The 25,938-nt window shown below is 62.5% G+C and carries 28 protein-coding genes; 9 read left to right on the top strand and 19 right to left on the bottom strand.

Features of this window, described 5'->3' with window-relative positions; all coding sequences use genetic code 11:
• From livG to EL191_RS07295, 4 genes are all read right to left on the bottom strand, one after another.
• Complete coding sequence (livG, locus tag EL191_RS07280; RefSeq protein WP_013714576.1) at nt 1–768, bottom strand: high-affinity branched-chain amino acid ABC transporter ATP-binding protein LivG; 768 nt, start codon at nt 766–768, stop codon at nt 1–3.
• Nucleotides 765–2,024, bottom strand: coding sequence for a high-affinity branched-chain amino acid ABC transporter permease LivM (locus EL191_RS07285; protein ID WP_017361681.1), 1,260 nt, complete (start codon nt 2,022–2,024; stop codon nt 765–767). Before EL191_RS07285 ends, livG begins: the two co-directional genes overlap by 4 nt.
• Nucleotides 2,021–2,944: a high-affinity branched-chain amino acid ABC transporter permease LivH gene (gene livH / locus EL191_RS07290; protein WP_041977716.1), complete on the bottom strand. Its 924-nt coding sequence runs from the start codon at nt 2,942–2,944 to the stop codon at nt 2,021–2,023. The genes EL191_RS07285 and livH overlap by 4 nt, the downstream gene beginning before the upstream one ends.
• Before the next feature lie 193 nt (nt 2,945–3,137).
• Nucleotides 3,138–4,256 carry a branched-chain amino acid ABC transporter substrate-binding protein gene (locus EL191_RS07295; protein WP_013714579.1) on the bottom strand — a complete coding sequence of 373 codons (1,119 nt, stop codon included), beginning with the start codon at nt 4,254–4,256 and terminating at the stop codon, nt 3,138–3,140.
• A 295-nt stretch (nt 4,257–4,551) separates the two neighbouring features.
• On the opposite strand from EL191_RS07295, the gene EL191_RS07300 reads away from it, so the two are divergent.
• Both EL191_RS07300 and EL191_RS07305 read left to right on the top strand, forming a co-directional pair.
• Nucleotides 4,552–4,869, top strand: a complete 318-nt coding sequence (locus EL191_RS07300; protein ID WP_041977719.1) for a DUF2288 domain-containing protein — start codon at nt 4,552–4,554, stop codon at nt 4,867–4,869.
• A gap of 95 nt (nt 4,870–4,964) precedes the next feature.
• On the top strand, nt 4,965–5,336 hold the full coding sequence (locus EL191_RS07305) for a DUF5064 family protein (protein WP_013714581.1): 372 nt from the start codon (nt 4,965–4,967) through the stop codon (nt 5,334–5,336).
• 70 nt (nt 5,337–5,406) lie between these two features.
• Here the strand turns inward: EL191_RS07305 and EL191_RS07310 are convergent, their stop codons facing one another.
• The 3 genes from EL191_RS07310 to pyrC all read right to left on the bottom strand — a co-directional run bounded on the left by EL191_RS07310 (nt 5,407) and on the right by pyrC (nt 8,264).
• A complete protein-coding gene (locus EL191_RS07310; protein ID WP_013714582.1) occupies nt 5,407–5,625 on the bottom strand; it encodes a bacterioferritin-associated ferredoxin in 219 nt (72 codons plus the stop codon).
• A 921-nt stretch (nt 5,626–6,546) separates the two neighbouring features.
• The gene (rnt, locus tag EL191_RS07315) at nt 6,547–7,221 is read right to left on the bottom strand and encodes a ribonuclease T (RefSeq protein ID WP_013714583.1); all 675 of its coding nucleotides are present in this window, start codon (nt 7,219–7,221) and stop codon (nt 6,547–6,549) included.
• Nucleotides 7,218–8,264, bottom strand: coding sequence for a dihydroorotase (gene pyrC, locus EL191_RS07320; RefSeq protein WP_041977721.1), 1,047 nt, complete (start codon nt 8,262–8,264; stop codon nt 7,218–7,220). Before pyrC ends, rnt begins: the two co-directional genes overlap by 4 nt.
• 152 nt (nt 8,265–8,416) lie before the next feature.
• Between pyrC and EL191_RS07325 the strand changes: the two genes are divergently transcribed.
• The 3 genes from EL191_RS07325 to gloA all read left to right on the top strand — a co-directional run bounded on the left by EL191_RS07325 (nt 8,417) and on the right by gloA (nt 11,289).
• Nucleotides 8,417–9,358 carry a flagellar protein MotY gene (locus tag EL191_RS07325; protein WP_041977724.1) on the top strand — a complete coding sequence of 314 codons (942 nt, stop codon included), beginning with the start codon at nt 8,417–8,419 and terminating at the stop codon, nt 9,356–9,358.
• A gap of 106 nt (nt 9,359–9,464) precedes the next feature.
• Entirely contained in the window at nt 9,465–10,682 is a 1,218-nt protein-coding gene (locus EL191_RS07330) for an argininosuccinate synthase (protein WP_041977727.1), read from the top strand.
• A 214-nt stretch (nt 10,683–10,896) separates the two neighbouring features.
• Nucleotides 10,897–11,289: a lactoylglutathione lyase gene (gloA, locus tag EL191_RS07340; RefSeq protein ID WP_017361675.1), complete on the top strand. Its 393-nt coding sequence runs from the start codon at nt 10,897–10,899 to the stop codon at nt 11,287–11,289.
• Between the two features lie 56 nt (nt 11,290–11,345).
• Here gloA and EL191_RS07345 read toward each other — a convergent pair whose 3' ends face one another.
• From EL191_RS07345 to metG, 10 genes are all read right to left on the bottom strand, one after another.
• A complete protein-coding gene (locus EL191_RS07345) occupies nt 11,346–11,525 on the bottom strand; it encodes a PA3496 family putative envelope integrity protein (protein ID WP_003245600.1) in 180 nt (59 codons plus the stop codon).
• Nucleotides 11,526–11,636: 111 nt separating this feature from the next.
• Nucleotides 11,637–12,275, bottom strand: a complete 639-nt coding sequence (nth, locus tag EL191_RS07350; RefSeq protein ID WP_013714588.1) for an endonuclease III — start codon at nt 12,273–12,275, stop codon at nt 11,637–11,639.
• Complete coding sequence (locus EL191_RS07355; RefSeq protein ID WP_041977732.1) at nt 12,272–12,979, bottom strand: electron transport complex subunit E; 708 nt, start codon at nt 12,977–12,979, stop codon at nt 12,272–12,274. The genes nth and EL191_RS07355 overlap by 4 nt, the downstream gene beginning before the upstream one ends.
• On the bottom strand, nt 12,976–13,611 hold the full coding sequence (gene rsxG, locus EL191_RS07360; protein ID WP_041977734.1) for an electron transport complex subunit RsxG: 636 nt from the start codon (nt 13,609–13,611) through the stop codon (nt 12,976–12,978). Before rsxG ends, EL191_RS07355 begins: the two co-directional genes overlap by 4 nt.
• A 2-nt stretch (nt 13,612–13,613) precedes the next feature.
• Nucleotides 13,614–14,645 (bottom strand): RnfABCDGE type electron transport complex subunit D, encoded by a 1,032-nt coding sequence (locus EL191_RS07365; protein ID WP_013714591.1) that lies wholly within the window; start codon nt 14,643–14,645, stop codon nt 13,614–13,616.
• A 297-nt stretch (nt 14,646–14,942) separates the two neighbouring features.
• A complete protein-coding gene (rsxC, locus tag EL191_RS07370) occupies nt 14,943–17,387 on the bottom strand; it encodes an electron transport complex subunit RsxC (protein ID WP_041977736.1) in 2,445 nt (814 codons plus the stop codon).
• Entirely contained in the window at nt 17,384–17,959 is a 576-nt protein-coding gene (gene rsxB / locus EL191_RS07375) for an electron transport complex subunit RsxB (RefSeq protein WP_017361671.1), read from the bottom strand. The genes rsxC and rsxB overlap by 4 nt, the downstream gene beginning before the upstream one ends.
• Nucleotides 17,956–18,540 carry an electron transport complex subunit RsxA gene (rsxA, locus tag EL191_RS07380; protein ID WP_013714594.1) on the bottom strand — a complete coding sequence of 195 codons (585 nt, stop codon included), beginning with the start codon at nt 18,538–18,540 and terminating at the stop codon, nt 17,956–17,958. The genes rsxB and rsxA overlap by 4 nt, the downstream gene beginning before the upstream one ends.
• Before the next feature lie 123 nt (nt 18,541–18,663).
• Nucleotides 18,664–19,431 (bottom strand): DUF4349 domain-containing protein, encoded by a 768-nt coding sequence (locus EL191_RS07385; protein ID WP_041977739.1) that lies wholly within the window; start codon nt 19,429–19,431, stop codon nt 18,664–18,666.
• Between the two features lie 21 nt (nt 19,432–19,452).
• A complete protein-coding gene (gene metG, locus EL191_RS07390; protein ID WP_026041981.1) occupies nt 19,453–21,489 on the bottom strand; it encodes a methionine--tRNA ligase in 2,037 nt (678 codons plus the stop codon).
• Nucleotides 21,490–21,649: 160 nt separating this feature from the next.
• On the opposite strand from metG, the gene apbC reads away from it, so the two are divergent.
• A complete protein-coding gene (gene apbC, locus EL191_RS07395; protein ID WP_013714597.1) occupies nt 21,650–22,738 on the top strand; it encodes an iron-sulfur cluster carrier protein ApbC in 1,089 nt (362 codons plus the stop codon).
• A 301-nt stretch (nt 22,739–23,039) separates the two neighbouring features.
• Here apbC and EL191_RS07400 read toward each other — a convergent pair whose 3' ends face one another.
• Complete coding sequence (locus EL191_RS07400; RefSeq protein ID WP_013714598.1) at nt 23,040–23,249, bottom strand: cold-shock protein; 210 nt, start codon at nt 23,247–23,249, stop codon at nt 23,040–23,042.
• A gap of 302 nt (nt 23,250–23,551) precedes the next feature.
• Here EL191_RS07400 and dcd point away from each other — a divergent pair, with 302 nt between their 5' ends.
• From dcd to EL191_RS07415, 3 genes are all read left to right on the top strand, one after another.
• A complete protein-coding gene (dcd, locus tag EL191_RS07405) occupies nt 23,552–24,118 on the top strand; it encodes a dCTP deaminase (protein ID WP_013714599.1) in 567 nt (188 codons plus the stop codon).
• A gap of 211 nt (nt 24,119–24,329) precedes the next feature.
• Entirely contained in the window at nt 24,330–24,752 is a 423-nt protein-coding gene (locus EL191_RS07410) for a hypothetical protein (protein ID WP_041978174.1), read from the top strand.
• Between the two features lie 67 nt (nt 24,753–24,819).
• On the top strand, nt 24,820–25,053 hold the full coding sequence (locus EL191_RS07415) for a hypothetical protein (RefSeq protein ID WP_013714601.1): 234 nt from the start codon (nt 24,820–24,822) through the stop codon (nt 25,051–25,053).
• A gap of 56 nt (nt 25,054–25,109) precedes the next feature.
• Here the strand turns inward: EL191_RS07415 and nadE are convergent, their stop codons facing one another.
• Nucleotides 25,110–25,937 carry an ammonia-dependent NAD(+) synthetase gene (gene nadE / locus EL191_RS07420; RefSeq protein ID WP_041977741.1) on the bottom strand — a complete coding sequence of 276 codons (828 nt, stop codon included), beginning with the start codon at nt 25,935–25,937 and terminating at the stop codon, nt 25,110–25,112.
• Nucleotide 25,938: the final 1 nt, after the last annotated feature.

Genomic DNA, 25,938 nt, shown 5'->3' on the forward strand with positions numbered 1-25,938 from the left:
TTACGCCTCCCCCAGATAGGCTTTGATCACGTCCGGGTTGTTGCGGATCTGCTCCGGCGTACCGTCGGCCAGGGGGGTGCCCTGGTTGATCACGTAGATGTGGTCGGAAATGGTCATCACCAGCTTCATGTCGTGCTCGATCAGCAGCACGGTGACATTGTGCTGGTCACGCAACATGCCGATCAGCGCCTTGAGGTCTTCGGTTTCGCGCGGGTTGAGGCCCGCAGCCGGCTCGTCGAGCATCAGGATGCTCGGGCGCGTCATCATGCAACGGGCGATTTCCAGGCGGCGCTGCTGACCGTAGGCCAGGGTGCCGGCGCTGCGGTTGGCGAAGTCGACCAGGTCGACCTGTTCCAGCCAGTAGGCTGCGTACTCCATGGCCTCGCGCTCGCTGCGGCGAAAGCCTGGGGTCTTGAACAGACCGGCCAGGTAGCCTGTGTTCAAGTGACGATGTTGTGCCACCAGTAGGTTCTCAACCGCGGTCATGTCCTTGAACAGACGCACGTTCTGGAAGGTCCGCACCACGCCCTTGCGGGCGATCCTGTGGCCCGGCAGGCCCTCGATCGCCTCACCGTTGAGGCGGATGCTGCCGGAGCTTGGCTGGTAGAAACCGGTCAGGCAGTTGAATACGGTGGTCTTGCCGGCACCGTTCGGGCCGATCATCGATACCACCTGCTTTTCCTTGACGTTCAGGCCCACCCCGTTGACGGCCAGCAGGCCGCCGAAACGCATGGACAGGCCGCTTACTTCGAGAATCGTGCGGCTCATCGCTTCAGCTCCAGGTGGGGACGTTGCATCGGCAGCAACCCTTGCGGGCGCCAGACCATCATGAAGATCATGACCAGACCGAAGATCAGCATGCGGTACTCGCTCAACTCACGCATCTCCTGCAGCATCACCATGACGATGGCAGCGAGGATCACGCCGAGCTGCGAGCCCATGCCGCCAAGCACCACGATGGCGAGGATCATCGCCGACTCGATGAAGGTGAACGACTCCGGGGTCACCAGGCCCTGACGAGCCGCAAAGAAGCTGCCGGCGAAACCGGCCAGGCTGGCGCCGATGGTGAAGGCCGAGAGCTTGATCACGGTCGGGTTCAGGCCCAGCGCGCGGCAGGCAATCTCGTCTTCACGCAAGGCTTCCCAGGCGCGGCCGATTGGCATGCGCAGCAGGCGGTTGACCAGAAACAGCGTCAGCAGCACCAGCAGCAGGGCGATCAGGTAGAGGAATATCACCTTGTACTGCGAGTTGTAGGCCATCTCGAAGTAGCCGTGGAAGGTCGGCATGTCCGCCGGCACGCGACGCTCGAAGGACAGGCCGAATAGGGTCGGCTTGTTCTCGTTGGCGATGCTCAGGCCATTGGGGCCGCCGGTCAGGTCGGTCAGGTTGCGCAGCAGGATGCGGATGATCTCACCAAAGCCGAGGGTGACGATGGCCAGGTAGTCACCGCGCAGGCGCAGCACCGGGAAACCGAGCAGGAAGCCGAACAGCGCCGCCATCATGCCGGCCAGCGGCAGGCAGATCCAGAAGCCCAGGCCGAAGTAGTGGGCGAGGATCGCGTAGCTGTAGGCGCCAACGGCGTAGAAGCCGACGTAACCCAGATCGAGCAGGCCGGCGAGGCCCACCACGATGTTCAGGCCAAGGCCGAGCATCACGTAGATCAGGATCAGCGTGGCGATGTCCACCGCCCCGCGGCTGGCGAAGAACGGCCATACCAGGGCCACCATGACCATTGCCAGAATGATCCAGCGTTGGGTGGAGGGCAGGGTGAGGAAGTTGCCGAGCTGGCCGGAACCGCTAGGTAGTCTCGGGCGTTTGGCCCAAGCCGGAGTGATGCGATCACGCAGCAATTGCCAGAGGAAGATCAGCGTAGCAGCGCCGCCAATGCACCAGAGTTCGAAGGCGGTGGCGCCTTCGACACGCAGGCTGATACCGACGGTGCTGAGCTTCAGGCCCAATACGGGGTAGGAGATGATCAGCACCAGCAAGGCGCTGAAGATCGCGGATTTGAGGTTACGGCTCATACCTTTTCCACCTCCGGGCGGCCAAGGATGCCGGTGGGACGGAACAGCAGCACCAGCACCAGCAGGCTGAACGCCACCACGTCCTTGTACTGATCACCGAAGATATCGGCGCCGAAGGCTTCGGCCACGCCCAGCAGTAGGCCACCGAGTACCGCGCCAGGGATGCTGCCGATACCGCCAAGTACTGCAGCGGTGAAGGCCTTGATGCCGGCGAGGAAGCCCAGGTGCGGGTTGATCACGCCATAATTCATGCCCAGCAGCACCGAGGCGATTGCGGCCAGCGCCGCACCGATGACGAAGGTCAGGGCGATGATGTTATTGGTGTTGATGCCGAGCAGGTTGGCCATCTTCAGGTCTTCGGCACAGGCGCGGCAGGCGCGGCCGAGGCGCGAGCGGGAGATGAACAGAGTGAGGCCGACCATGGTGATGAAGGTGACGATGAAGATCAGCACCTGCATGTAGGACACCACCACGCTGTTGGCGGCGCTTTCACCGAGGATGAAGTTACCCGGTAGCGGGTTAGGAATGGCCTTGTCCTTGGAGTCCTGCGCGAGCAGTACCGCGTTCTGCAGGAATATCGACATACCGATCGCGGAGATCAGCGGGATGAGACGGTTGCCGCCGCGCAGGGGGCGGTAGGCCACCCGTTCGATGCTGTAACCGTAGGCACTGGTGACGATCATGGTGGCGGCGAAGGCGGCGACCATGATCACGGGGACGGCGTCGATGCCGAACATGGCAAGGCCGGCGATCACGGTGAAGGCTACGTACGAGCCAATCATGTAAACCTCGCCGTGGGCGAAGTTGATCATGCCGATGATGCCGTAGACCATGGTGTAGCCGATGGCGATCAGGGCATAAGTGCTGCCAATGGTCAGGCCATTGAGCAGCTGCTGTAGATAGTGATAAAGATCAGGCATTGCCTAACTCCTGGGCGCTTGCGTAAAGCGGCGCTTGTGGCGCAGCGCGAGGCCGGAATTCTTCTAATGAACAAAGCCCACTGCAGCAGTGGGCTCTGGGTTAAGAACCTGTTCATGAGCTGCTACGCATGGCGCCCGTCGGGTTAATGGCGGGCGCTAGCACGCTAGCTCATGAGTCAGCTCTTCGGCGGGGTTACTTGGCTTCGGACTTGGTGCCGTCCTGGTGCCACTCGTACACCACGAAGCTGAAGTCCTTCAGGTCGCCCTTCTCGTCAAAGGCCAGGGTGCCGGTGGGGGTTTCGAAGCTATTGGAGCGCAGTGCAGCTGCTACCTTGGCAGTATCGGTATCGCCGGCTTTCTCGATGCCTTCGGCGATGACTTGAACGGCAGCGTAGGCCGGGAACACGAACGGACCGCTCGGGTCTTCGTTCTTGGCCTTGAACGCCTCGACCAGTGCCTTGTTCTTCGGATCCTGGTCGAAGGACTTCGGCAGGGTCACCAGCAGGCCTTCGGAGGCCGGGCCGGCGATAGCCGAGATTTCCTTGTTACCCACGCCTTCCGGACCCATGAACTTGACGTTCAGGCCGCGCTCTTTGGTCTGGCGCAGCAGCAGGCCCAGCTCCGGGTGGTAGCCGCCGTAGTAGACGAAGTCGACACCGGCCTGGTTGAGCTTGGCGATCAGTGCGGAGAAGTCCTTGTCGCCGGCGTTGATGCCCTCGAACATGGCGACTTTCACGCCTTTGCTTTCCAGGGTCTGCTTGACTGCAGTGGCGATACCTTCGCCGTACTGCTGCTTGTCATGGATGACAGCAACGGTCTTCGGCTTGATGTGGTCGGCGATGAAGTTGCCGGCGGTCGGGCCTTGCAGGCTGTCCAGGCCGATGGTGCGGAAGACCAGTTCGTAACCGCGGGAGGTGATGTCCGGGCTGGTCGACGCCGCGGTAATCATCAGGATGCCTTCGTCTTCATAGATGTCGGACGCCGGCTGAGTGGAGCTGGAGCACAGGTGGCCAACGACGAACTTGACGCCATCGTTGACGATCTTGTTGGCAACGGCAACGGCCTGCTTAGGATCACACGCGTCGTCGTAGACCACACCTTCGAGCTGGGCGCCATTCACGCCGCCGGCCTTGTTGATCTGTTCGATGGCCATCTTGGCGCCGATGAATTGCATATCACCGTACTGAGCAACCGCACCGGTTACCGGACCGGCCAGGCCGATCTTGATATTGTCGGCCGCCATCGAATAGCTGGCCGCCCCCGCCAGTGCAATTGCCGCGAACAGCTTGGAAATCTGCTTAGCCTTGTTCATGAGTGCTCCACTCTTATGTTTTTCGTTGTTGTAGTTCTTGCGGCCGAAGCTGCAGAACCGGGTCTGTGACCCCGGTAATGCCCCCGGCAACTGTACCGGAACAGTGTAGAGCGCGGATTTGCGCCTTGAAAAGCCGGCAGCTGGAGGCGAAACACGGAGTTGTCGCTAAATTGCAAGGAATGTATAGAAAAACGGCGTGGCCTGGTTCCGTTGGCGAGCGTCGTGCGGTTGCCAGGGCAGTTGCCGACGCTATCATTGCGCGCCTGCATCTAAAACCAACGAAACGGGACACACCATGACGGACCAATCTAGCACCCTCTATGCCAAGCTGCTCGGCGAGACAGCGCCGATTCGCTGGCAGGAACTGCAGCCGTTCTTCGCTCGTGGTGCGTTGCTCTGGGTCGAGGGCAGCCAGGACCTGGTGGCGGTCGCACAGGCCGTGGCCGAGAATGATCAGACTCGTGTTGCGCAGTGGATGAACCAGGGCCTGCTGAGCAAGTTCGAAGATGCGCGTGCCGAGGACCTCCTTACGCGTGACCCGCAACTGTGGGCTGTGGTGGTCGCTCCCTGGGTGCTGGTACAGGAAAGGGCAGGGGATTCGGTCCTGCACTGAAAGGGTGCGTGCAGGGCTGCAGATAGCGGACTAGACTCTTCGGACGCTCCCGTCAGGGAGCACCACGCAGTGTTACGGCAAAAGGAGAGAGCCTCATGTTCGAACCCGGTCACCTGCATCGCAGCAGCCCGCCTGGTCTGGTCGGTCTGCCAAACTACAGCATCGATTTCTACTATGAGGTGCGCCAGGACCCGCGGGAGGGTCCTATGCTGCACGGGCGACTGGTCGGCGAGATCGATGGCAAGCCATTCGAGGAGGTCTTCGAGATGCATCGCGATACCGCCTTCAACTTCGCCAGCGTGATCTCCCACCTGGTGGCCAAACATGGCTTGCCACCCAACCACAGCCCGATCATGCGTGCGCACGAGGAGTACGATGCGATCTTCGAGGATATTCGCGCCAAGCTGCATGTCCAGCCGGGCGAGGCAGTGAACTTCGACCATCTGAAGCGCGACGGCCTGTTGTAGACCTTGGTGCTTTCCGAGGGCGAAAAAAAACCGGATTCCAGAATCCGGTTTTTTATTCTCGCGCCATTGATCAGGCTGAGACGAAACCTGCGGGGTAAGCGAGCGAGGCCTGACTACTCTGTACCTCGGCGATGGTTTCACGGACCACCTGCTTGGCCAGGCAAGCGCACTTGCCGCACTGGCTTGCAATGCCCAGGGTGCCGCGCACTTCACGGTAGCTGCAGCAGCCTTCATAGACCGCGTCGCGGATTTGCGTATCAGTGACACCTTCACAGAGGCAGACGTACATAAGCAGGGCTCGTCTTGGTAGTTCTGTTCGATGAATCGGATACTAATGTTAATGAGAATGCTTGTCAAAGATCGATTGCGAATGCTCGCATCTCCTGACGAACGGTGCACCCGCCGTTAGGGTTCGGGCAGAGCGTTTTCGCGAGGTGGATACGTTTGACACCGGACTGGCAAGTTTGTGTGCTCTTTTGCGCTATTTATATCCGGACAAAGATCATTGGCGTGTCGATCTTTCGTCTTGGTTTCGCCCCTCACGGGCGAGTCACTTTCTCTTGCTTGCCCAAGAGAAAGTAACCAAAGAGAAGGGCACCTCGACATCCGGGTTTCGCTTCGCTCAACTCCCCTCGCTCCGGCGCCGCTCCGGGGGCCGGCTTACATGGGCCATCCCTGGCCCATTAAGCCTTTCGCCGCATCCATGCGGCTCATCCCCCTACGCGACACCTCCACTTGGCCTTCTGACGGGGGCGCGAGCTTGCGAAATCTCCGGAAGATCAAAGTCGGTAGCGTTTGGTTTTTGCTCTTGAAGCAAGATCTCACAGACGACGCCCAAGTCCCCTTCAGGAGGCCGAGTGGAATCGCCGCGGAAGGGGTTGAGCGACATGGATGTCGCGAGAGCTGCGATGGGCCAGGGATGGCCCTTCGCAGCGTGCCCCTGGAGCGGTGATGGAGCGAGGGAACCCCGGCGCAGCCGGGGCCGTATGCAGGGGTGTGTTTCTTTGCTTACTTTCTTTGCACAAGCAAAGAAAGTGAGTCGCCCGTAAGGGGCGAAACCCATCAGATCAGACGACACGCTAACGGATAGTGCCAAGTCATCGACAGCTAACACGTAATTGCCAAGCTGCAAGTTCCCAAAGCTATGCGATGAACCAAAAAAACCGGCAGACGCCGGTTTTCTCATGGGGTTCGATCACCGCGCAGGGGCTCACTGATCGAACTCGTCCCAGCCGCCCATTTCCTTCCAGCGGTTGACTATGCCGCAGAACAGTTCGGCGGTTTTCTCGGTGTCGTAACGCGCCGAGTGCGCCTCCTTGCCGTCGAACTCGATACCGGCGGCCTGGCAGGCCTTGGCCAGCACGGTCTGGCCGTAGGCGAGGCCGGCCAGAGTCGCGGTGTCGAAGCTGGAGAACGGGTGGAAGGGATTGCGTTTGATGCCGCAACGCGCCACCGCCGCATTGAGAAAGCCCAGGTCGAAGCTGCTGTTGTGCCCGACCAGAATCGCGCGCTTGCAGCCAGCCGATTTGATCGACTTGCGCAGGCCCTTGAAGATTTCCCCCAGTGCGTGCTCCTCGCTCACCGCCATGCGCAGCGGATGGTCGAGCTTGATACCGGTGAATTCCAGCGCAGCTTGTTCGATATTGGCGCCTTCGAAGGGCTCGATACGGAAAAAGTGGGTGTGATCCGGGTAGAGAAAGCCGCTCTCGTCCATGGCGATGGTGGTCGCGGCGATTTCCAGCAGGGCGTCGGTGGCACTGTTGAAGCCGCCGGTTTCCACGTCCACCACCACCGGCAGGTAGCCGCGAAAGCGCGCCGCCATGGGCGTGCGCGGGCCGGACGGCAGGCTCGGTTCGAGTTCGTCGTCGTAGCTGTCTTCGCTCACGCCTGACCCTCCAGCAACTTCCAGCGCAGGGTTTCGCCAGCGCGCAGCGGTACGACGCTGTTGTCGCCCAGTGGCAGGCTGGCCGGTACGGTCCACTCTTCGCGTACCAGGGTGATGCTGTCGCTGTTGCGTGGCATGCCGTAGAAGTCCGGGCCGTGGAGGCTGGCGAAGGCTTCCAGCTTGTCCAGCGCGTTGCGCTGTTCGAAGGCTTCGGCATACAGCTCGATGGCCGCATAGGCGGTGTAGCAGCCGGCGCAGCCGCAGGCGGCTTCCTTGGCATGCTTGACGTGCGGCGCCGAGTCGGTGCCAAGGAAGAACTTGGTGTTGCCGCTGATGGCCGCGTCGAGCAGGGCTTCCTGGTGCACGTTGCGCTTGAGAATCGGCAGGCAATAGAAATGCGGGCGAATACCGCCGACCAGCATGTGATTGCGGTTGTACAGCAGGTGATGAGCGGTGATGGTGGCGCCGACGTTGGCCGACGCTGACTCGACGAACTGCACCGCGTCACGGGTGGTGATGTGCTCGAACACCACCTTCAGGGTGGGGAAACGTTCGACCACGCGGGTCAGGTGCTCGTCGATGAAGGTCTTCTCGCGGTCGAACACGTCGATCTCGGCGCGGGTCACTTCGCCGTGTACCAGCAGCAGCATGCCGACTTCGGCCATGGCTTCGAGCGCGGGGAAGATCTTGTCGATGCTGGTGACGCCCGAGTCGGAGTTGGTGGTGGCGCCTGCCGGGTACAGTTTGGCGGCATGCACGAAGCCGCTGGCCTTGGCTGCGCGTACGTCTTCGGGGCTGGTGTTGTCGGTGAGGTAGAGCACCATCAGCGGCTCGAAGCGGCTGCCAGTCGGGCGCGCAGCGAGAATGCGCTGGCGATAGGCGTCGGCCTCGGCGGCGTTGCGTACCGGCGGTACCAGGTTGGGCATGATGATGGCGCGGCCGAAGGTGCGCGCGGCATCGCCGACGGTGTGTGGCAGCACCGCGCCATCGCGCAGGTGAATGTGCCAGTCATCGGGACGCAGAAGAGTCAGACGGTCGGACATGGAGGCTTCCAGGCGGGTAAAACGTGGCCGCATGTTAACTGAAAAGCGCCAGTTCGCGCTCGCGCCGACGCGACAATCGCACGCAGGGGTCAAGTTTCCGCGCGCCTGACCGATACCCCGTGAGAATGCCGTGAATCGCCGTGGAGCCTGTCGTGCGTGCGCCCAATTTCCTCCTGATCAGCCTGTTGGCTGGCATGCCCCTGTGCCTGCCGGCGCATGCCATCAGCTTCCAGACCCGGCTGGAGAAGGTGGAGTGGACGGTCGAGGGCGATCAATTCGAATGCCGCCTGAGCCAGCCGATCAGCAATTTCGGCAGTGGCGAGTTCGTACGCCGCGCGGGTGAGCAGGTCACCTTCCGTCTCAAGGCCCGTGAGCGCTGGATGGGCGCCGGCTCGGCAACCCTGCTGGCGGCAGCGGCGCCCTGGCAGCCGGGGCGCGGTGATATCAACCTGGGCGTCGTCAGCGTCGGCAACGGCGAAGTACCGTTCAACAGCTCGCAGGAGCAAGGCGCACGCCTGCTTACCGGCCTGCTGGAAGGGCGTAGCCCGGTGGTGCGCCATCGCACCCTCAATGGCGGCGATAACCTGGAAGTACGGTTGCTGCCGGTCAAATTTCACAAGGCCTATGACGATTACCAGGCCTGCACTGCCAAGCTGCTGCCGGTTAGTTTCGATCAGATTCGTCAGGCGCAGATCGGCTTTCCCGGTGGAGGCATCGATCTCGACCCAATGGCCAAGGCCAAGCTCGATATCATCCTCGACTTCGTCAAGGCTGACCCCACCATCAACAGCTTTCAGATCGACGGTCACGCCGACAACAGCGGCAATCGCCTGACCAACCGTGACCTCTCGCGTCGTCGTGCTCTGGCCGTACAGGAATACCTGGTTGCCGGCGGCATACCGGTCGAGCAGATCACCATGCGCTTTCACGGCGAGCGCTACCCGCTGGTGCCGAACAACAACGAAGCCAATCGTGCCAAGAACCGCCGGGCCACCTTGCGCCTGGATCGTGTACCGCAGCCCGAGGTGCCGCAGCAGAGTGCTCCCGCTCCCGCCACCACGCCGGTCGATCCACCAGGCAGCCGACCCTCCTGAGCCACTTTGGCGTCGCTTGGTCAACTCCGACTGTCGCACCCCTGTAAATTGAGCCGCTTGGCCAGTAGAATCACCGGTTTTACCGTACAACCCGTGGAGTGATGGCATGGCGGACGTCAAAAAGGTAGTTCTGGCCTATTCCGGTGGCCTGGACACCTCGGTGATCCTCAAGTGGCTGCAAGATACCTATAACTGTGAAGTGGTGACCTTCACCGCTGACCTCGGTCAGGGCGAAGAGGTCGAGCCGGCCCGTGCCAAGGCCCAGGCCCTGGGCGTCAAGGAAATCTACATCGACGACCTGCGCGAAGAATTCGTCCGCGATTTCGTCTACCCGATGTTCCGTGCCAACACCGTCTACGAAGGCGAGTACCTGCTGGGTACCTCCATCGCCCGTCCGCTGATCGCCAAGCGCCTGATCGAGATCGCCAACGAGACCGGCGCTGACGCCATCTCCCACGGTGCTACCGGCAAGGGCAACGACCAGGTGCGTTTCGAGCTGGGTGCCTATGCACTGAAACCGGGTGTGAAAGTCATCGCCCCGTGGCGCGAGTGGGACCTGCTGTCGCGCGAGAAGCTGATGGACTACGCCGAGAAGCACGCCATCCCGATCGAGCGCCACGGCAAGAAGAAGTCGCCGTACTCCATGGATGCCAACCTGCTGCACATCTCCTACGAGGGTGGCGTGCTGGAAGACACCTGGACCGAGCACGAAGAAGACATGTGGCGTTGGACCAAGTCGCCGGAAGCGGCGCCGGACACCCCCACCTATATCGAGCTGACCTACAAGGCCGGTGACATCGTCGCCATCGACGGCAAGGCCATGACCCCAGCGCAGGTGCTGGCCGAACTGAACCGCATAGGCGGCGAGAACGGCATCGGTCGTCTGGACATCGTTGAGAACCGTTTCGTCGGCATGAAGTCCCGCGGCTGCTACGAAACCCCCGGCGGCACCATCATGCTCAAGGCCCACCGCGCCATCGAGTCGATCACCCTCGATCGCGAAGTGGCACACCTGAAAGACGAGCTGATGCCGAAGTACGCCAGCTTGATCTACAACGGTTTCTGGTGGAGCCCGGAGCGTCTGATGCTGCAACAGATGATCGACGCCTCCCAAGCCAACGTGAACGGTGTGGTGCGCCTGAAGCTGTACAAGGGCAACGTCATCGTCACCGGTCGCAAGTCCGACGATTCGCTGTTCGACGCCAACATTGCGACCTTCGAGGAGGACGGCGGCGCCTACAACCAGCAGGACGCGGCAGGCTTCATCAAGCTCAACGCCCTGCGCATGCGTATTGCTGCAGGCAAGGGCCGCAAGCTGGTCTAACAGACTGTTGAAAAACTACCTGCGTTGGCAATACTGCGTTAAAAACGGCCTCAAAATGCTCATTTACAACTCGTAAACTGCGCTTTTTCGGCCGTTTTTGCCTTGTCTTGCCTGCCTCGCCTACGTTTTTCAACGGCCTGCTAAGCTGAACTTCTTGCCTCACAAGGACCCCGGCCAAGTGCCGGGGTTCTGCTTTCTGAAAGGGGGAAACCTGATGAGACTGCTGCATACCATGCTGCGTGTCGGCGATCTGGACAAATCCATCGCCTTCTACACCGAGGTGTTGGGCATGACCCTGCTGCGCCGCAAGGATTATCCGGACGGCCAGTTCACCCTGGCCTTCGTCGGTTACGGCGACGAGGCGCATAACAGTGTGATCGAGCTGACCCACAACTGGGGCGTCGAGCACTATGAGCTGGGTACCGCTTACGGCCATATCGCTCTGGAAGTCGAGGACGTCTACAAGGCCTGCGAGGATATTCGCTGCCGCGGTGGCAAGATCACCCGCGAACCTGGCCCGATGAAGCACGGCACGCGCATCCTGGCCTTCGTCGAGGATCCGGACGGCTACAAGATCGAGCTACTCTCACCGTCTTGCCGCGACTGATCGCGATATACGAAAAACCCCGCGATCAGCGGGGCTTCTTCTGTGCAGCTCGATAATCAGATATCGAAGTCGTATTCGGCCAGCTGTTTGTGCAGGCGCCGCTCTTCGAGGAAGTTGTCGATGATGCGACGCTTGGTCAGGTTGGTCTTGGCGACTTCCACCGCAGGCTCGGCATCGTCCGATTCATCCGCGACAAAGTCTTCGTCCAGCTCGAGATCTTCTTTGTCAGTGCTCATCTATTCCACTCCAGGCCAGTGACTGGGGCCATTTGCGCACCTTATAGCGGCAAAAATTGAGCGGGTAAAAAAGATTTTTTCAATCAGAAGATCGCTGGATTCTATGGTCGATCAATCGTCGGACGTTTTCGCCTTGTACTCGCACAGGTCTTCGATGCGGCAGGCACCGCAGCGTGGTTTGCGCGCGGTGCAGACGTAGCGCCCGTGCAGGATCAGCCAGTGGTGCGCGTCGAGCAGATAATCCTTGGGCACGAACTTGAGCAGCTTCTTTTCCACCTCGACCACGTTCTTGCCCGGTGCGATGCCGGTTCGGTTGCTAACGCGGAAGATGTGCGTATCCACGGCCATGGCCAACTGGCGAAATGCGGTGTTGAGCACCACATTGGCGGTCTTGCGACCAACGCCGGGCAGTGCCTCGAGATCCTCGCGGTTGTCCGGCACGACGCTGCCGTGCTTCTCGATGAGGATGCGGCAGGCCTCGATGACGTTCTTCGCCTTGCTGTTGTACAGGCCGATGGTCTTGATGTACTCGGAAAGTCCCTCGACGCCGAGGGCGTAGATGGCCTCCGGCGTATTGGCCACGGGAAACAGCTTGGCCGTGGCCTTGTTGACGCTGACGTCGGTGGCCTGGGCAGAAAGCGTCACCGCCACCAGCAGCTCGAACGGCGTGCTGTAGGCCAGCTCGGTCTTCGGCTCGGGGTTGTCTTCGTGCAGGCGGCGGAAGATTTCCAAGCGCTTGGCTGCGTTCATTCTATTACTCCGGTAACGCGAACGCGGCGGCTTTGTGCGGGCAGCTCGGGCGCGGCGGCTTTGGCTCGTTCGGCGGCGATCTGGTCGATGCGGTTCTTGCCGGCGATCAGCAGGCCCAGGACGATGAAGGCGCCCGGCGGCAGTATAGCCAGCAGAAAGCCGCGGTAATCGTGCACCAGGGTGAGTTTCCAGTCGGCGGCCATCGGGCCGAACAGCAGGTGCATGTTGGCGAACAGTGCGCCAGTGCCGAGCAGCTCGCGGATGGCGCCGATCAGCACCAGCACGGTGCCGAAGCCCAGGCCCATCATCAGGCCGTCGTAGGCGGCGCGGGCCGGGTCGTGCTTGGCGGCAAAGCCGTCGGCGCGCCCGAGGATCACGCAGTTGGTGGTGATCAGCGGAATGAAGATGCCGAGGATCTGGTACAGCTCGTAGGTGTAGGCCTGCATCAATAGCTCGATGCAGGTGGTTAGTGCGGCGATGATCATGACGAAGGCCGGCAGGCGCACAGCGGTGTTGACCACGCCGCGTACCAGCGACACGGCGGTGTTCGAACACACCAGCACCACCGCGCTGGCCAGGGCCAGGCCCAAGGCATTGACCGTGGAGTTGCTCACCCCAAGCAGCGGGCAGAGGCCGAGCAACTGCACCAGTGCGGGATTGTTCTTCCACAGACCATTGAGGGTGATTTCGCGGTAGCTGGTCATCGTTCGTCCTCCGCCAGACCCAGTAACTGGGCGCGGTGCGTGTCGAAGTAGCGCAGGGCGCCATGCACGGCCTTGACCACGGCGCGTGGGGTGATGGTGGCTCCGGCGAACTGGTCGAAGTCGCCGCGATCCTTTTTCACCGCCCAGCCGTCTTCGTTGGGGGCGTTCAGAGATTTGCCCTCGAAGCTGCGTATCCAGTCGCTCTTGGCCAGTTCGATCTTGTCGCCCAAGCCAGGGGTTTCCTTATGGCTGAGCACGCGTACGCCAGCCAGGCTGCCATCGGCGAAGATGCCCACCAGCAGGTGGATGGCGCCGCTGTAGCCGTCCGGTGCGGTCACCGGCAGGATCAGCGCGCTGGGCTGGCCACCCTTGAGCGCCAGATAGGCCGACTGTGGGCTGCGGTGACCCAGCTCGGGGGCGTTGAGCTCGACGCGGTCATCCAGCAGATGATTGTCGTAGCTGCCGGCCGGCAGGATTTCCGCCAGGGCGCGCACCTGCGCTTCGCGCTCGGCGTTGGCGATGCGCTCGGCGGTGCCCTGTTGCAGCAAGGCGACGGTGCCGACGGTGCCGATGGCGAACAGGCCAAGCACCAGGGCGTTTTTCAGCATCGAGCGGCTGATTTCCGGCAGCATGCTCATTCTCCCAGCTTGAAGCCGCTATTGGGCTTGCGGTGGCCGTAGCTGCGCGGCCGGGTGTAGTAGTCGATGGTCGGCGCCGCCAGGTTCATCAGCAACACGGCGAAGGCCACCGCATCCGGGTACCCGCCCCAGGTGCGAATCACGTAGACCAGCACACCGACTCCGATGCCGAACACCAAGCGTCCGCGATTGCTGGTAGCACCGGATACCGGGTCGGTGACGATGAAGAAAGCGCCGAGCATGGTAGCGCCGGTGAGCAGGTGGAACAGCGGCGAGCCGTTGGAGTCCGAGCCGCTGCCGTTCCAGAACAGCAGGCTCATGACGAAAAGCGCGGCGAGCATGCCCACTGGCGCATGCCAGGTGATCAGGCGCTTGTGCAGCAGATACAGGCCGCCGGCGAGGAAGGCCAGGTTGACCACCTCGCTGCCGGCACCGCCGAAATGGCCGAAGGCCGGGTTACTGGCGTGCAGCTCGTCGATGGTCAGGCTCTTATTGACCTTCAATGCGTCCAGCGCGGTGGCCTGGGCCCAGCCATCCGGCAGGCTGGCGATACCGAGGATGTGCTTGATGCCGTCCAGTGCGGCGACGCCATGTGGCGTGGGCCAACTGGTCATGTCGACGGGGAAGGAGATCAGCACCACCACGTAGCCGACCATGGCCGGGTTGAACGGGTTCTGCCCGAGGCCGCCGTAGAGTTGTTTGCCGAAACCGATGGCGAAGCCGCAGGCGATCAGCGTCAGCCACCAGGGTGAGTAGGGCGGCAGGGCCAGGGCCAGCAGCACGGCGGTAACCAGGGCGCTGTAGTCCTTGAGGAAGAAGGCGATCGGGCGTTTACGTGCCGCCAGCAATGCAGCCTCGAAGCCCAGGGCGCAGAGGCTGGCCCAGAGCAGGTTGAACAGGGTGCCGATGCCGAACAGCCAGGTCAGGGCGAGGATGCCCGGCACGCAGGCCAGCAGCACCTGTAGCATGACCTGCTGGGTTCGGTTGCTGCCCTTGGCGTGGGGCGATGTGATGCGGGGCAGGGCCATCGGCGCTCCGGTCGTTACTGTCGCGGCGCCTTGTCGGGCGCGGTTCCCGGATTGCATCCGGGCTACGGTTGTCTGTGCCGCCCGGGTGCCCCGAGGCGACGGGTGTCTTTTGTAGCCCGGATGCAATCCGGGGCGCTGTACCGGCGTGCCGGCGGTTTCGTTCCCCCTCTCCCGTTTACGGGAGAGGGGCGGGGAGAGGGTGCGGCGTACTGGCCCTCTCCCCAACCTCTCTCCCACAAGTGGGAGAGGGGCTTTAATCGCAGTGCTGCCTGCCCTGGAGGTAATCCGGGGCGAACGCTACCTCTGGTATTCGGCCAGCTTGCGTTCGGCTTCGGCCAGGCGGTTACGCGCCTGTTCCAGCGCCTCGCCAGCAGCGCTCTCGTCACGCTCCAGCTTGCGCAGGTCGGCGCGGGCGAAGGCAACTTCAGTTTTCAGGGCTTTCAGTTCGGCATCCACGCCGGGGCGTTCGGTGCGTACCAGCTCCGGCGCCGGCTTGCCCGAGGCCGCCTCCGCGGCATGCAGGGCTTGCTCGGCGGCGGCCTGGGCATCGCGCAGCGGCTGCAGCGCAGCTTCGTCGCTGCCTGCCTTCTCGGCCTTCTTCAGCTCGGCGCGTTTCATCGCCAGCTCGACCTTGGCCTTCTTCAACGCCTCGTCGCCGGCCGGTTTGGCGGCGGGGGCGGGCGCCTGCTTCTCCAGGTCGGCCAGGGACTTCTCGGCTTCTTCCAGCTGCTGACGCAGACGGGCGATCTCTGTCTGCTGGTCGTCGTCCGGGTTCTCGATCTTTTCCAGCTTGCGCAGCTGGGCCTTGAGCATGGCGGCTTCGATCTTGGCCTTTTTCAGCGCTTCGTCACCGGCGGGTTTGGCCGCGGAGGCGGGTGTCTGGCTCTCCAGATCGGCCAGGGCCTTCTCGGCTGCTTCCAGTTGCTGACGCACGCGGGCAATCTCGGTCTGCTGCTCGTCGTCCGGGTTCTCAATTTTCTCCAGCTTGCGCAGCTGGGCCTTGAGCATGGCGGCGTCGATCTTGGCCTTCTTCAGCGCCTCGTCACCGGCCGGCTTGGGCGCGGAGGTAGGGGCAGCTGCCTGTGCGTCTGCCAGGGCCTTTTGCGCGGCTTCGGCAGCGGCGCGCAGCTCGCTGACCTGCGCCTGCAGTTCCGGCGTGTCGTGAGCGGCCAGCTGTTTTTCCGCCTTCTTCAGCGCGACCTGGGCCATGCTGGCTTCGATCTTGAGTTTCTTCAGCGCTTCATCAGCCGGCGCCGCTGCCGCTACAGGTGGTGCTTCGGCCTGCGCTGCCTTGGCGCGCGCAGCTTTCTCGGCGCGGGCCTTGCGTTCGGCTTCCTTCTGCTCCTCGGCGCGGCGCAGGCGTTCCTGGCGCTGCTCGAAACGCTGTTTGGAGTGCTCGGCCTTGAGCTGCTTCTGCTCCAGCTCGCGGATCTCCGCCTTGGCCACACGGTAGTACTGCACCAGCGGAATGCTCGATGGGCAGACGTAGGCGCAGGCGCCGCACTCGATGCAGTCGAACAGGTTGTGCGCCTTGAGCTGCTCGTGCTCCTGACCGAGGGCGAAGAAGTGCAGTTGTTGCGGCAGCAGGCTGGCCGGGCAGGCCTCGGCGCACTCGCCGCAGCGGATGCAGGGCATGGCCGGCGGTGGCGGCGGCAGTTCTGTGACGGTGCTGGCCAGCAGGCAGTTGCTGGTCTTGATCAGTGGCACATCGAGACTGGGCAGGGTGAAGCCCATCATTGGGCCGCCCATGATCAGGCGATTGAGTTTGCTGGGGTCCAGCGCGGCGAACTCCAGCAGCTCGCCCACCGGCGTGCCCAGCAGAGCCTCGACATTGCCAGGTCGCGCCAGCGCTTCGCCGGTCAGAGTGGTGATGCGCGAAATCAGCGGCTTGCCCAGTACCACCGCGTCGTGAATGGCCGTGCAGGTACCGACGTTCTGGCAGAGGATGCCGATATCGGCGGGCAGGCCGCCGCTTGGCACCTCGACGCCGGTGAGAATCTGGATCAGCTGTTTCTCGCCGCCGGATGGGTACTTGGTTGGGAATACCCGTACCTGATAATCGCGGCCGACACACGCAGCGCGCACGGCGGCGATGGCCTCGGGTTTGTTGTCTTCAATGCCGATCAGCACCTGCTGCGGCTGAATCAGGTGGGCCAGTACCTCGATACCAGCCACCAGCTCGGCGGCGCGCTCGCGCATCAGCACGTCATCAGCGGTGATGTAAGGTTCGCACTCGGTGCCGTTGATGATCAGGGTGTGGATCTTCTGCGTCGGCCGTGCGGTGAGCTTGACCGCCGTGGGGAAGCCGGCGCCGCCGAGGCCGTTGATGCCGGCCTCGCGGATCAATGCCAGCAGTTCGGCGGGTTCCAGGCTGCGGTAGTCGGCGGGGGGCGTCAGTTCGATCCACTCGTCCAGGCCATCGCTGTCGATGACGATGGCCGGTGCCAGCATGCCGGAAGCATGCGGATAAGGCTGCTCATCGATAAAGGCGACGCTGCCGGAAGTCGGTGCATGCAGCGGCACACTGACGAAACCGTTGGCGTTGGCGATCTTCTCGCCCTTACGTACGCGTTGGCCGACCGCCACACAGGGCTCAGCGGTTGCGCCAATATGCTGGCCGAGCGGCAACACCAGGCGTTTGGGCAGTGGCGCCTGCTGGATCGGTGTGCGGTTGGACAGCTCCTTGCGCTCGGCTGGGTGGATGCCGCCAGGGATATCCCAGAACTTTTCCTGCACCGTCATGCCGCCTGCTCCCGGTCACTGGCGATCAACTGGCCGGGTGCCAGCGGCTTGTCCCACTTCCAGCTTTGTACCGTGCTACCGACTTCGATCATGTCGATGCAGTCCACCGGGCAGGGCTCGACGCACAGGTCGCAGCCGGTGCACTCGCTGACGATCACCGTATGCATCTGCCGCGCCGCGCCGACGATGGCATCCACCGGGCAGGCCTGGATGCACTTGGTGCAGCCAATGCACTCAGCTTCGCGGATAAACGCGACCATCTGCGGCTTTTCGCCTTCCACCGCGTCCAGAGGCTCCGCCTCGACGTCGAGCAGATCGGCCAGGGCGGCGATGGTGGCTTCGCCGCCGGGCGGACACTTGTTGATCTTGTCGCCGCCGGCGATGGCCTCGGCGTAGGGTTTGCAACCGGGATAGCCGCATTGGCCGCACTGGGTCTGCGGCAGCAGGGCATTGATTTGCTCGGCGATGGGATCGCCCTCGACCTTGAAGCGCACGGCGGCGAAACCGAGGATGGCTCCGGCGATCAGGCACAGCGCAAGCAGGGCGAGGACAGCGACCAGAACCAGGCTCATAGCTTGATCAGCCCGGAGAAGCCCATGAACGCCAGTGACATTAACCCGGCGGTGATCATGCCGATGGCCGCGCCCTGGAAGGATTTCGGCACGTCGGCGATGGCGATGCGCTCACGCATGGCGGCGAACAGCACCAGTACCAGGGAGAAGCCCAGGCCGGCAGCGAAGCCGTTGACGGTGGCGGTGATGAAGGTGAATTCGGCCTTGTTGGCGTTGAGCAGGGCGACGCCGAGGACGATGCAGTTGGTGGTGATCAGCGGTAGGAAAATGCCCAGCACGCGATAGAGTAGCGGGCTGGTCTTGTTCACCACCATCTCGGTGAATTGCACCACCACGGCGATCACCAGGATGAAACTGATGGTACGCAGGAATTCCAGGTCCAGCGGCTTGAGCACGTACTGCTGCACCAGGTAGCTGCACATGGCCGCCAGGGTCAGCACGAAGGTGGTCGCCAGGGACAGGCCGATCGCGGTTTCGATCTTCTTCGACACGCCCATGAACGGGCACAGGCCGAGGAACTGCACCAGCACGAAATTGTTGACCAGGATGGCGCTGACCATGATCAGGACGAGTTCGGTCATCGGTTTGCCGTCGAATGCACAAAGGCCTTAGGAAAAGGGCGCCTATTATCGGGAAGCGGCCCTGGCCATACAAGCCGGATGCGGCGAATTGCCTGCTGTTGGCGACCTTTCGTCACGCCTTGGTCAACGGCTGGTCAGACGTCTCCACAGCTTGCGCAGGCCGAGCGCTACCGGGAACAGCACGATAAGGAAGGGCAGGCTATAGCCGATGAACTCGATGAGGTTGGCAGTACCTTCTGCGAGGTTGTCGGTTAGGCGCGAAAAGGCCTCGCCGATACGCCCCAGGGGCGAGCGCTCGTAGGGGCTGCTGAAGCTAAGGGTCAGCAGGTTGGTATCCAGGCGCCGTTGCTGTTGGGCGGCCTCCTGGGCGATGGCCTGCAGTTGTACCTCCAGTGCTGCCTGCTCTCGGGCCAGCGCCAGCAGGTCGGCCACGGCCAGATCGTCGCGTTGTTCGAACTGCTGCAAGGTCCGTTGCTGGCGCAGCAGTTGCTCGTGCTGACGACGATTATCGCTCACAGCCTGGGCCAGGTCCTCGGCGCGAGTGCTGCGGCTGACCAGCTCACCGCCCTCGCTGGCCAGGGCGGTGATGGCCTCGACCCCGCCGGGCACGATACGCAGAGTGAGGTCGCCACGCGGCGCATGGCCGCTACTTTGCTGTGCGGCGATCAGGCTGCAGGCGCCGAAACGTTCGCTCAGGCAGGCTTCGCGAGTGGCGGCGATGCGTTCGCCGATCTGCTCGGCGGCCAGTTCTATGCCGACTTGATGCTCATAGGCCAGGTAGCTGCCAGCCTGGTTGCGTTCACCTTGCAGGGCGCCACCGAGCGGGGCTCCCGATTGCTCGGAGCAACCGGCCAGTGCGGCCAGCAGCGTCACTACCATCCATGGCTTCATCCGTGCCTCCTGGCGTTTGGCTTATTTGACGCGTTGGCCCGGCTTGGCGCCGCTGTCCGGGCTGAGCAGGTAGATTTCCTCACCACCGGGGCCGGCAGCCAGGACCATGCCTTCGCTGACGCCGAACTTCATCTTGCGCGGTGCCAGGTTGGCCACGTACAGAGTCAGGCGACCTTCAAGCTTGCTCGGGTCCGGGTAGGCGGACTTGATGCCGGAGAACACGTTGCGTTTTTCGTCACCGATATCCAGTGACAGGCGCAGCAGTTTGTCGGCGCCCTCGACGAACTCGCATTTTTCGATCAGTGCAATGCGCAGGTCGACGGCGGCGAAGGCGTCGAAGTTGATCTCGGCGGCCAGCGGGTCTTTGCTCAGTTCTCCGTTGCCTTGTGGCTTGGGCGCTTCGGCGGCCAGGTCTTCCTTGGAGGCTTCGACCATGGCTTCGATCTTCGGTTGTTCGATGCGGGTCAGCAGCGGGTTGAACGGGTTCAACTGGTGGTTGGCCAGCGGCAGCGCGAGGTCTGCCCAGGTTTGCGGTTTCACGTTGAGGAAGGCTTCGGCGTCACTGGCCAGTTTCGGCAGCACCGGCTTGAGCATGATCACCAGCTGACGGAACAGGTTGACGCCCAGTGCGCAGATTTCCTGCACCTCGGCCTGCTTGCCCTCGACCTTGTTCAGCGCCCAGGGTGCCTTGTCGGCGATCCAGGCGTTGGCACGGTCGGCCAGTGCCATGATTTCGCGCATGGCACGGGAAAAATCACGCGCTTCGTAGGCCTCGGCGATGCTCGGCGCGGCAGCCTGGAAGGCATCCCACAGCTCGGGCTCCGGGTTGGCTGCAACCAGCAGTCCTGCGTTGCCCTTGTGGATGAAGCCGGCGCAGCGGCTGGCAATGTTGACCACTTTGCCGACCAGGTCCGAGTTGACCTTCTGCACGAAGTCCTCGAGGTTCAGGTCGAGGTCGTCCACGCCACGGCCCAGCTTGGAGGCGTAGTAGTAGCGCAGGTATTCCGGGTTGAGGTGATCCAGGTAGGTGCGCGCCTTGATGAAGGTGCCGCGCGACTTGGACATCTTCTGCCCGTTGACGGTCAGGTAGCCGTGCACGTTGACTGCAGTCGGCTTGCGGTAGCCCGCGCCTTCGAGCATGGCTGGCCAGAACAGGGCGTGGAAGTTGACGATGTCCTTGCCGATGAAGTGATACAGCTCGGCGCTCGAATCCTTGCCCCAGAATGCGTCGAAGTCCAGCTCCGGGCGTTTGCTGCAGAGGTTCTTGAAGCTGGCCATGTAGCCGATTGGCGCGTCCAGCCAGACGTAGAAGTATTTGCCCGGCTCGCCGGGAATCTCGAAGCCGAAGTAGGGCGCATCGCGGCTGATGTCCCACTCCTGCAGGCCGCCGTCGAGCCACTCGGCGATCTTGTTGGCCACTGCTTCCTGCAACGCGCCGGAGCGCGTCCACTGCTTGAGCATGGCTTCGAAATCCGGCAGCTTGAAGAAGAAGTGCTGCGACTCCTTGAGCACCGGCACGGCGCCGGAGATGGCCGAGCGCGGGTTCTTCAGCTCGGTCGGCGAATAGGTGGCACCGCATTTCTCGCAGTTGTCACCGTACTGGTCCTCGGTGCCGCATTTCGGACAGGTGCCCTTGATGAAGCGGTCGGCGAGGAACATGCCCTTCTCGGGATCGAAGTACTGGGTCACCGCGCGGGTGGCGATATGGCCCTTGTCGCGCAGCGCCAGGTAGATGGACGCCGATAGCTCGCGGTTTTCCTCGGAGTGAGTCGAGTGGTAGTTGTCGAAGTCCACACCAAAGTCTGCGAAGTCGGCCATGTGCTCGGCACGTACGCCATCGATCAATTGTTCGGGCGTGATGCCTTCTTTCTCGGCGCGCAACATGATCGCCGAGCCGTGGGCGTCGTCGGCGCAGACGTAGATCGCCTGATTGCCGCGCAGTTTCTGGTAGCGCACCCACATGTCGGTCTGCACGTACTCGAGCATATGGCCGAGGTGGATGGAGCCGTTGGCATAGGGGAGGGCGCTGGTAACGAGAATCTTGCGGGCTTCGGTCATGGTGATCGGCTGCACTGGTAAAACGAGGGAAGTCGGCAACTATAAGGGAAGCGACAAGCTTCAAGCTACCTGCGGCAAGGAAAAGCGCATGCTGCATTGCATGCGAAGGCTGCTGTTATGATGACGGCCTGTTTTTCTGCCTGTCTTCTGGAGTTCTTGCATGAGTGCCGTCACCCGCGAAGCGGTCGAAGCCTGTCTGCGTCAGTTCACCGATCCCCACCTCGATCAGGACCCGGTCAGTGCCGGCTGCCTGCGCGAGGTCGACATCCAGGGTGCGCGCGTCGCCGTGCGTCTGGAGCTGGGCTACGCCGCCGGTCTGTTCAAGAGCGGCTGGGCGCAGATGCTGCAGATGGCGCTGGAGAACCTCGATGGTGTCGACAGCGCGCGGGTGCAGGTCGATTGTGTGATCGACTCGCACCAGGGCCAGGCTCAGGTACCGGGGCTGGCCGGGGTGAAGAACGTGATCGCCGTGGCCTCGGGCAAGGGCGGCGTGGGCAAATCCACCACGGCGGCCAACCTGGCGCTGGCGCTGGCCCGCGAGGGCGCGCGCGTGGGCATCCTCGATGCCGATATCTACGGCCCGAGCCAGGGCATCATGTTCGGTATCGCCGAGGGCACGCGGCCGGAGGTGCGCGAGCAAAAGTGGTTCGTGCCGCTCGAAGCCCATGGCGTGCAGGTGATGTCCATGGCCTTTCTCACCGACGACAACACGCCGATGGTCTGGCGCGGGCCGATGGTCAGCGGCGCCTTGCTGCAACTGATCACCCAGACCGCTTGGAACGATCTCGATTACCTGGTGGTGGACATGCCGCCAGGCACCGGCGACATCCAGCTGACCCTGGCGCAGAAGGTGCCGGTGGCCGGCAGCGTGATCGTCACCACGCCGCAGGATCTGGCGCTGCTCGATGCCAAGAAAGGCGTGGAGATGTTCCGCAAGGTGCATATCCCGGTGTTGGGCGTGGTGGAGAACATGGCGGTGCACATCTGCTCCAATTGCGGTCATGCCGAGCACCTGTTCGGCGAAGGCGGTGGCGAGAAGCTGGCTGCGCAGTACGGCGTCGAATTGCTGGCCTCGTTGCCGCTGTCGATGGCTATCCGCATGCAGGCCGATGACGGCAAGCCCACCACCATTGCCGATCCGGAAAGCCAGATTGCCATGATCTATCAGGATCTGGCGCGCAAGGTCGGCGCGCGTATCGCCCTGGCGGGCAAGCCGGCGATGCCGAGCATCGAGATCAGCGAGGACTAATAGCGGCCGCGCAGCGGCCCTCTGATGACCCTCTCCCGTTTGCGGGAGACGACTGCATGGATGCAGGAGTTAGAGCGATGCAGGATGCCCAAGCCGAGGGTCCCCGAAGGGCGGGAGAGGGCAACGCTGGCGACTCGGTCCTGGCGTGGCTAAGCCCACTCAGATTCCGCTTCTGTAGGAACGGCTGGGCGGCATCCGCTTCAGCCGCGAGTCGCGGATAAATCCGCTCTACAAAGGCGTGCAGTAAACCATAAAAAAGCCCCGCACTAGGCGGGGCTCTTTTCAAGCGGGGTAGTGCAGGTTAGATAACCTGAACTTCCTCAGCCTGCATGCCTTTCTGGCCACGGGTAGCCACGAAGGAAACCTGCTGGCCTTCCTTCAGGGTTTTGAAACCGTCGCTCTGGATGGCTTTGAAGTGAACGAAGAGGTCGTCACCGGATTGCGGGGTGATGAAGCCGTAGCCTTTCTCATCGTTGAACCACTTAACGGTGCCAGTCTGACGATTGGACATGTGATGTCTCCTAACAAAAGTAATAACAGCCCTGGAAAAGCCCAGGCCGGGACTGAGTGCAACGAGTACTAGGAGTCGGACGATGTTTGGATCGAGATCTAGGCATCTAGTAGCGATTCGCGGTGACACATGCAGCACAGTGGGGACACCATACGTGTTTTTATCGCCAAGTGCGAATAGTCGATGCAGCTTTTTTTGCAAATTATCGACGCCGCCTGATGCGGCAAGCTTTGAAGCATGGCCCTGGGCTCGGTAAGATGCGCTCACTTTTTTCGCAACAGCCCAATTCAGGACTCCTCGCCATGAGCATCAAATCGGACAAGTGGATTCGCCGCATGGCCCAGGAACACGGCATGATCGAGCCGTTCGTCGAGCGTCAGGTGCGTGGCGCCGACGCCAGCCGTGTTATTTCCTACGGTGTTTCCAGCTACGGCTACGACGTACGCTGTGCCGACGAATTCAAGGTGTTCACCAACATTCACTCCGCCGTGGTGGACCCGAAGAATTTCGACGAGAAGAGCTTCGTCGACATCAAGAGCGACGTCTGCATCATTCCGCCGAACTCCTTCGCTCTGGCCCGTACCGTCGAGTACTTTCGCATTCCGCGTGACGTGCTGACCATTTGCCTGGGCAAGAGCACCTACGCGCGCTGCGGCATCATCGTCAACGTCACACCGCTGGAACCGGAGTGGGAAGGTCACGTGACACTGGAATTCTCCAACACCACCAACCTGCCGGCGAAGATCTACGCCAACGAAGGCGTGGCGCAGATGCTGTTCCTGCAGTCCGACGAGGCCTGCGAGGTCTCCTACCGCGACCGCGGCGGCAAGTATCAGGGGCAGACGGGCGTAACCCTGCCGAAAGCCTGATCAAACGTGGGAGCACCAGAAAGCCGGGCCAAGCCCGGCTTTTTCATGAGCGAAATCGGAGTCAGGGAACATGACCATCGACACGATATTGAAGCGGACCGTCTTTTTCTCTCTGCTGCTTGCATGTCTGTCAGCTCGCGCCGAGCTTCAGGTGTATTCGGGCGGCAATGTGTTCGGCCTGGCGCCTACGGCGTCGCCAGCGGATTTTGCCATGACCCTTGGCGAGCCCAGTGCGGAGTTACCGCTACAGGGGGAGCGCCGTGGTCTGCTGTATGGCAACAGCCTGATGCTGGTGTTCGACGGCAACCGTTTGCGTGAAGTGCGTTGCTGGCTGGTGCCGCGTTTTACCGGCGATCTTTACTTGGGCTGGTTGCAGGAGGTGCCTGCACGCGCCGGGCTGGAAGGCTTCGTGCTGGATGATCGGTTGCGCCTTGGTATGCCGCGTGAAGAGGCGGAGCCGGTGCTGTCAGATCTGGAGGGTTCGGCCGACCAGAATTCGGCCGTGGCGATCAAGCATGGCCAGCCAGTCTGGCTCGGCTTCGGCCGGGCCGACACTCATGCACAGGCCGAGGACGGCGAGCCGCAGGTGCTGGTATCGCTCACCGTGCATTTCGGGGCCCAGCCGGCCCGCTAAAAGTTGGAATTAGTACCTGCTGGAGAACTCTACCCCTCTGCAGTCCATTCTGAACGAGGGTAGAACCATGTCCGTTGCAGCCTTTACCTTGATCTCCAGCGGGATTCGGGCTGGCGATATTCCCGGCCAGCCGCAGCCCGATATTCCTGATCAGCCAGGTAAACCCGTGCCACCGCAGGAGCCGGGTGAACCGACGGTGCCGGATCAGCCGCCACCCGCGCCTGTGGCCCAGTGTCGGCCGCGGGAGGTATTCGAGCGCGGCGCCTCACCGGCTGAACGCATTGCGGGTGAGTGGCATTGAGCAGATGTGCACACGAAGAAGCCGGGCAATGCCCGGCTTCTCTTTGCTTGTGTAAATCACGGTACCAGCGGTAGCTCGCGTTTGTGACGCGAGGCGTCATAGGTGCGCACGATGGTGGCGTAGGCCTCGTCACTGACCTTCTGGCCATGCAGGAAGGCGTCGATCTCGGCATAAGTGACACCGTGGGCTTCCTCGTCCGGCTTGCCGGGGCGCAGTTCCTCCAGGTCGGCCGTGGGCGTCTTCTGCACCAGATGTTCAGGGGCGCCCAGGTGCGCAGCGATGGCGCGTACCTGGTGCTTCACCAGGCCCGACAGCGGAGCGAGGTCACAGGCGCCGTCGCCGAACTTGGTGAAGAAGCCCATCACTGCCTCGGCTGCGTGGTCGGTGCCGATCACCAGGCCGTTGTTGGCGTTGGCGATGGTGAACTGGGCGACCATGCGAATGCGTGCCTTGACGTTGCCGATCACGAAGTCGCGGCGGGCGGCGCTCAAGTGTTGCAGGTGGCTGACCTGCTGGACCAGGCCGTTGACGCTGTCGGCAATGTTGACCGTGGCGTTCTCGTCGGCGCGGATGAAGTTCAGCGAGGCCTGGGCGTCGTGCTCGTCATGCTGGGTGTTGTGCGGCAGGCGTACGGCAATGAAACGATAGTTGGCGTCACCGGTCTCTGCGCGCAGCTCTTCGACCGAAAGTTGGGCCAGGCGCCCGGCCGTAGTCGAGTCCACGCCACCGCTGATGCCCAGCACCAGCACCTTTAGGCCGGACTGCTTGAGGGTGTTCTTGATGAAGGTCTTGCGCCTTTCGATCTCGGCGCTCAACGCAGCGTCGTCGGCGAACGGCGGCACCACGTCGAGGGCGGCGGCGATTTCGGCTTGGCGGTTGCTCATG

The sequence above is a fragment of the Pseudomonas mendocina genome (assembly GCF_900636545.1).
GTDB classification, from domain to species: Bacteria; Pseudomonadota; Gammaproteobacteria; order Pseudomonadales; family Pseudomonadaceae; genus Aquipseudomonas; species Aquipseudomonas mendocina.